The organism is Amnibacterium endophyticum, from assembly GCF_042680685.1.
GTDB lineage: Bacteria > Actinomycetota > Actinomycetes > Actinomycetales > Microbacteriaceae > Amnibacterium > Amnibacterium endophyticum.
Window position 1 is genome coordinate 2,192 of the sequence record NZ_JBHUEA010000043.1, and the last position, 6,948, is coordinate 9,139.

Annotated in this window: 6 protein-coding genes; 3 read left to right on the forward strand and 3 right to left on the reverse strand. The window is 67.5% G+C overall.

Going from position 1 to position 6,948, the window contains the following annotated elements; translation table 11 throughout:
• Positions 1–401 (reverse strand): hypothetical protein (locus ACFSBI_RS16030; RefSeq protein WP_377936710.1); only part of this gene is annotated, 401 nt, incomplete at its 3' end.
• On the opposite strand from ACFSBI_RS16030, the gene ACFSBI_RS16035 reads away from it, so the two are divergent.
• The 3 genes from ACFSBI_RS16035 to ACFSBI_RS16045 all read left to right on the forward strand — a co-directional run bounded on the left by ACFSBI_RS16035 (position 391) and on the right by ACFSBI_RS16045 (position 5,212).
• Positions 391–3,885: a cutinase family protein gene (locus tag ACFSBI_RS16035; protein ID WP_377936712.1), complete on the forward strand. Its 3,495-nt coding sequence runs from the start codon at positions 391–393 to the stop codon at positions 3,883–3,885. The genes ACFSBI_RS16030 and ACFSBI_RS16035 overlap by 11 nt on opposite strands.
• Before the next feature lie 737 nt (positions 3,886–4,622).
• Complete coding sequence (locus tag ACFSBI_RS16040) at positions 4,623–4,838, forward strand: hypothetical protein (protein WP_377936714.1); 216 nt, start codon at positions 4,623–4,625, stop codon at positions 4,836–4,838.
• Between the two features lie 137 nt (positions 4,839–4,975).
• Positions 4,976–5,212, forward strand: coding sequence for a hypothetical protein (locus ACFSBI_RS16045; protein WP_377936716.1), 237 nt, complete (start codon positions 4,976–4,978; stop codon positions 5,210–5,212).
• Positions 5,213–5,309: 97 nt separating this feature from the next.
• Here the strand turns inward: ACFSBI_RS16045 and ACFSBI_RS16050 are convergent, their stop codons facing one another.
• Positions 5,310–6,251, reverse strand: coding sequence for a type II secretion system F family protein (locus ACFSBI_RS16050; RefSeq protein WP_377936718.1), 942 nt, complete (start codon positions 6,249–6,251; stop codon positions 5,310–5,312).
• A partial coding sequence (locus tag ACFSBI_RS16055) for a type II secretion system F family protein (protein WP_377936720.1) occupies positions 6,239–6,948 on the reverse strand: 710 nt, incomplete at its 5' end. The genes ACFSBI_RS16050 and ACFSBI_RS16055, both read right to left, overlap by 13 nt.

A 6,948-nucleotide genomic window follows, 5' to 3' on the forward strand; every position in this document is an offset into this window, starting at 1 on the left:
CAGCTCAACAAGACCCTGACGGTGACGGTCAAGGGGTCGAAGACCGGGTACACCACAGTCAGCAAGACCAGCAAGGCCAGCGGTGTTGTGACCAGCGGGACGCTCACCCCGACGCCGGTACCGACAATCTCGGGGACGGCAAGGGTCGGGTCAACGCTGACCGCGACGCCGGGGACGTGGGGGCCTTCGCCTGTCACGCTCGCGTACCAGTGGAGCGCGGCGGGCGTAGCAATCAGCGGCGCAACCGCGAGCAGGTTTACGCCCACCAGCAGCCAGCTCAACAAGACCCTGACGGTGACGGTCAAGGGGTCGAAGACCGGGTACACCACAGTCAGCAAGACCAGCAAGGCCACAACGACAGCTGGCAGCGGAATCTTGTCGCCGACGCCGGTGCCGACCATCTCTGGGACGGTCAAGGTCGGATCGACCTTGACTGCTTCGGCGGGCGCTTGGGGGCCGGCGCCTGTCACGCTTACCTACCAGTGGAACGCGTCTGACGTCGCGATCAGTGGTGCAACCTCGTCGACATTCACGGTCACCGACGGTCAAATGGGCAAGACCCTGACGGTAACGGTCAAGGGCGCAAAGACCGGGTTCACCACAGTCAGCAAGACCAGCGCCGCGACAGTGGCGGCGCCAGCTCTCTTTACTTCAGCGCCTGCGCCCGTCATTTCTGGTCGACCCGTTGTCGGGACTGTGCTGACAGCTGTACCCGGAACATGGGGACCATCTCCGGTCGGCTTGAGCTATCAGTGGAAAGCATCGGGTGTCGCAATCAGCGGAGCGACAACAGCAAACTTGACGGTGACGTCCGCGCAGCTTGGGAAGACCATCACAGTCGATGTCACTGGGACCAAGGCCGGCTACACGACTCAAACCAAAACGAGCGGTACTACGTCGGCAGTCCTACCGAAGCCAGCCGCTGTGCACGTGAGTGGAAGCATCACCACTTCAACCACTTGGTCATCATCGGCAGCCGCTACCTACGTCATTGATGGCGACCTCACCGTTGCGACGGGGGCGACGCTGACCATCGCAGCCGGCACATCAGTGACAGTCGCCAAGGGCGCACGCATCACCGTCAATGGGATATTGAACGCCGCTGGCACGAGTGGTAGCCCTGCCGCCTTCGCATCATCACCCATCCCGGCGGCGGCTGGTGATTGGTATGGGTTCACGGTGCAGGCCGGCGGGTCTTTGCAGCTGACTCACGCGGTGGTGAAGGACACGTCGACTGCGGTGAGTGGGTCCGGTGCCGTGGTGATCGCGTCGTCGCAGATCAGCGACTCGACCTACGGGGTTTCGGTCTCGAGCGCGCCGGCGTCGATCACGGACTCCTCGGTTGATGGAGGAATCGAGGTCGACCGGTCGTCCAACTTTGCAGAGCGGGTGAACGCAATCACGGTGACGGGGAACTCGGTCACCGATGGGCCGCTGATCCTGAACTCGCGAAACGCCTCAACGGGCGTGGTCGATGCGGTCGTGAAGAACAACTCCGTCACGGGCGTGAAGAACACCGGTACTAATCAGTGGCGGGATCAGCCCACCTACCCGATCCAGATCATCGACCGGCACTTGCGGCCCGGAAACATCACCGGCAACACCGCGACCGGGAACGAGTCGAATGGATTCGGTCTCGGCGGGACGATCGTCGATAGCTGGACGATGCCCTCGATCGGAATGCCCTACGCGGTACTCGGCTCCGACTACGACGCCCTCGTCATCGCCGCAGGCGCGACAGTCACCGTCCCCGCCGGAACCGTCATCAAAGTCAACGACGATGGCAGTGGCGGTATCGAGAAGACCGGGGTCCAGGTCCTCGGCGCCCTGGTAGCGGGCGGGACCGCGTCCGCGTCGGTGACGTTCACCTCAGCAAGAGACGACTCTGTCATCGGGGACACCGATCACGACGACGGCCAGTACCCGGCGGCGGCTGGTGATTGGTATGGGTTCACGGTGCAGGCCGGCGGGTCTTTGCAGCTGACTCACGCGGTGGTGAAGGACACGTCGACTGCGGTGAGTGGGTCCGGTGCCGTGGTGATCGCGTCGTCGCAGATCAGCGACTCGACCTACGGGGTTTCGGTCTCGAGCGCGCCGGCGTCGATCACGGACTCCTCGGTTGATGGAGGAATCGAGGTCGACCGGTCGTCCAACTTTGCAGAGCGGGTGAACGCAATCACGGTGACGGGGAACTCGGTCACCGATGGGCCGCTGATCCTGAACTCGCGAAACGCCTCAACGGGCGTGGTCGATGCGGTCGTGAAGAACAACTCCGTCACGGGCGTGAAGAACACCGGTACTAATCAGTGGCGGGATCAGCCCACCTACCCGATCCAGATCATCGACCGGCACTTGCGGCCCGGAAACATCACCGGCAACACCGCGACCGGGAACGAGTCGAATGGATTCGGTCTCGGCGGGACGATCGTCGATAGCTGGACGATGCCCTCGATCGGAATGCCCTACGCGGTACTCGGCTCCGACTACGACGCCCTCGTCATCGCCGCAGGCGCGACAGTCACCGTCCCCGCCGGAACCGTCATCAAAGTCAACGACAGCTCGAGTAGTGATCCGCTGGGTATTCAAATTGCGGGCTCACTCGCGCTACAGGGCACTGCGTCAGACCCGATCACTCTCACCTCAATCCACGACGACACGGCAGCAGGTGACACGGACAATGACAACGGAGCGTATCCGCCGGGACCGGGCGATTGGGAAGGACTTATGGTCGGCTCAGGCGGGACGCTTCGCGCCTCGAACGTCCTCCTCCGGCACGCTCACGTTGGGGTGGAAGCGCAAGGCGATCCGACATCGCCCGCCACAGTTGAAATGGACTCCACATCGCTCACTAAAGATGCGACCTGCGTCTATGCAAGTTCAGGTGCTCTCGGCCACTTCCACGGCACCGTCCGCGACTGCGGAATAGGAGTACACGCTGATTCAGCGTTCGACGCGACCATGATCGACTGGGGAAGCGCAGACGGGCCGGGGGATGCCACTAACGGACGCCCTCGCCTCGAGGGAGCTGGCGCCTCTGCGATCCCCTGGGTCGGACTCACCCTGCCCGACCCAAAAACCCTGGTGGCACCTAAGCCTTCGACAACTTTGTGCAAGGACGTGCTGTTCATTGGCGTACGAGGTTCAGGGGAATCGGGTGCGGGCGACGGCCTCGGCGACACTATTCGCAGCCTCCGTGATCAGTATCAGGCGAAGGCGTTGGGAATGAACCCCACCTTCACCCTTCGCACTATTGGCCTCGATTACCCTGCCAATGCCATCCCTCTCGTGCAAGACGGTACGCTGCAGCATGTCGGCGACTACGTGCCAGGGGCTTGGATAGGCACAGTTAACTTGCTTGAGACCATCGAGGACGAGACGGTTCGATGTGGCGCAAGCGGCGAGAAGATCGTTGTAACGGGCTACTCACAAGGTGCATGGGTCATTCACAGCGCCATGGCCTATGCCGCCCAAAGCGGTGCTGTAAACCTGAAGTCTGTAGCTGCGATCGGACTGGTCGCTGACCCTCAGCGCCTGAGCTACAGTCGGATCCATAACACAGGCTCCGCGCCCGCGAGTTCGTTTGGGGTAGCGAATTTTGGCTTCGTTGGAGGGATACTATACGGCTTCAGTCAATGGATAGCAGGAGCGCAGGATCCCGAGGTTCGCGATTTATCAGCGCACAATGTGCCGATTAAGAACCTTCTCCTCCCGGTCGATACGCCTACAAGCCAGGAAAATCTCTCTTCCCAGGTCTGCGATAACCACGACCCCGTCTGCGCCAACGGCACTGTGCCAGTTGCAGATGTTCACAGTCGGTACCGCGGAACACCTGAACTCAACGAGGTTGCGGCACAGATGGCCGATTCGTCGGTCAGCGAGCCTTAGTCGCCGGTTGGCCTTATCAGCTTGAGCTTTCGCTCAGGAAGCGCACTGGAAGCAGGGTCAGGACCAAGCCAGTTCCAGAGTGAGCGCATCAACGGAACATCTAATTGGACATTTACCCAAATTCGATGGTGATGGAGAGCGGCAACAAGTCGACCTGACCCCTCGATGACAACGATGCCTTGCCGTGACTGCGGTCGGTCGGCAACAAATCCGACGGACCGTGAGCGACTCACCGTCTTTGGACGCCCGCGAGGGGCGGCGTGATGACCTCACAGCGCGAGCAGCCGCTCCCGATGGACGTCACGACCTGCATCGAGTGCGCGTCCCTCCGCAAGCGAGCCCGCGCGATGCTCGAGGCGCATCCGATCGCGCGCCAGCAGCTCGGCAGCCTGTCGTACGGCTCGACATCGCAGGCGACGCACTGGTCGCACTCGACCTGCTTCGGGTCAAGCCGGCGCAGCAGAATGCGCTCGCCGCTACCGACCTCGACGTCGCGATGCTGCTAGTCCACCTTGACTGAACCGCCTCGGCGCGCTACTCGGAGCGGCCGCTCCCCATCGTCGACGTCGAGGGCGAAATCGGCGCGCGCCGCCCGTGGGAGCACGTTGCTGACGACCGCTACCAGGCCCTGCGCGACGCGTATGCGTCCCTCCTGCAGGCGCGCATTGAGTAGGCGGAGGACGTGCCGGCGCCTGACAATGGCGCTCCCGGGTGCCTCCTCTGTGGCGTCGCCCTCGGTGCTGCCCGTCCCGCTCGACGTCGCCTGGTGGGCGGGAGCGGTCGTCGCCTCCGCCGGTCTCGCGCTGCTGGTCTGGGCGGGCTGCCCCGTGCTCGGCTTCCGCCTGCCGGACGCCGACCGGCAGAAGGTCTTCTCGATCCGCGTCGGCGTCGTCCTGAACCTCTCGGGGCTCGCGGTCGTGGCGCTCGCGGTCCTGCTCTCCCCGCCCCGCTGACCCGTCCCCCTTCAGGGCCGCGGCCGCTCAGAGCTGGGTCCGCAGGGCGAGGACGGCGGGCCAGACCGCGAAGGCAATTGTCCCTGTCGTCGGGCGTCAGGAGACGGGCGTCCTGATCGCGTGAGTAAGGACGAACTGTGAGCGGAGGCCTCGCAGCCGTGGCGGTGCTCTGCGCTATCACGGTCACGGTCACGATGTGGGTGCTCGTCCTGCTCGCGCGTCGCGTGCGGCGGCGGGGGACGGCCGGGCAGGCGGTGGCCGCGGCGATGGCGGCATATGACGAGGCCATGCACCTCACGGCGCACGTGGCTTACGTGGAGGCGCTGAGGCAGGACGCGCAGGGGTCGTCCGTGCACTCGCCCGCCGACCACTGACTGGTCCAAGCGGCTCGCAGAACCGGAGATCCCCTCGCTGCCTCGCGTCGACAGCCCGTGAGACGGCTACAGCTGGCAAGGTCGAGGTCCGGACGGATCAGAGTTGCGTCTGCAGGGCGAGGACGGCGGGCCAGACCGCGAACGCGACGGTGACGGGGAGGATCAGGAAGACCAGCGGGACCATCATCCCGATCTCCTTCTTCCCCGCCGACTCGAGCAGGTCGCGGCGGGCGTGCTCGCGGGCGTCGGCCGCCTGCACCCGCAGCACCTCGGCCAGCGGCGAGCCGCGCTCGAGCGCACCGACGACGTGCGCGAGGCAGCGGGTCAGGGCGGGGATGCGCAGCTCGTCGCCGACGCGGGTCAACGCGGTCGCGAGCGGCACGCCGACGGCCGTCTGGTCGACGACGCCGCGGAGCAGCTCCGCGAGGCTGCCCGAGGAGGTGGCGGCGACGCGACGCAGCGCGTCCCGCACCCCCTCCCCCGCGGCGAGGCTGAGCGCGAGGAACTCGAGCACCGTCGGCAGCTCGCTCTCCATCCGCGCCGCGCGCCGGTCGCCCTCGGCCTTCAGCAGGCGGTCGCGGAGCAGGGGCCCCGTGCCCGCGCCCACGACCGGCGCGGCGACGATCGCCGCGAGCGAACCGTTCGCCGCGGCGAGCGCGCCCAGGCCGGCGCCGAGCAGGAGGCCGCCGACGCACCAGAGCAGCTGCCGCAGCCGGTACGCCTCCACCGGCCAGCCGCGGCCCGCTCGGGCGAGCCGCACCCGCAGCGCGTCCGCGCCGCCGAGCAGCCCGCCGAACAGGCGCTGGAACACGTCCAGCGCCGGGGAGGCGACCACTCCGAGCACGCGCCCGGGATCGACCCCCGGCGGGTGCTGCATCCTCCTCGCCTCCGCCGACACGTCGACGAGGAACGGCGCGAGGCGCCCCGCGAGCCGCGGGCGCATGAGGGCGGGCAGGCGGCTGGCGAGGCTCCACAGGCCGAGCCCGATCCCGAGTCCGCCCGCCAGGGCGTACCACTGCGCCGCGGTCAGCGGAACCACCGCCGGTCCTCGGGCAGGCGGCCGATCACGAGCATCATCCGGTAGGCGATCCCGGTGACCACCGCGGCGCCGGCGACGAGCAGGCCGCCGGCGGGGGTCGCGTAGGCGGCCGCCGCCTCGGGCCGGGTCGCGAGCAGGCCGAGCACGATCCACGGCGCCGCGAGCCCGAGCCGGCCCGCGCCCGTCACCCAGCCCTGGCGGGCCTCCACCTCGCCGCGGAGCGCCAGGTCCTGCCGGAGGTGCGCGGCGAGGTCGCGCAGCACGGAGGGCAGCTCGGTGCCGCCGACCTCGCGCGCCATCCGCAGCACCTCGATCAGCCGGTCGGCGACCGGATCGGCGAAGCGGGCCTTCGCCGCGTCGAGGGCGGGCCCCACGACGCCGCTCGCACGCCACTCCTGCTCGAAGAGGCGGAAGCCGTGCCGCAGCGGCTCGGGCCCGGTCTCCCCGAGCGCCGCGACCGCCTCCGCGAGCGGGACCCCGGCCCGCACCGCCGCCACCAGGTGGTCGACCGCCTCCGGCCACAGGCCCCGAGCGGCGCGCAGCCGCGGCCGCGCCCGCGCCCCGGCGATCGACCAGGGCGCGGTCGCGGCGACCAGCGCCGCGACCGCCGCAGCGGACGGGACGGCGGTGGCGGCGAGGACCAGGGCGCCGGCCCCTGCCCCGAGCACCGCCGAGGCGAGGACGAAGACCGCCGGTG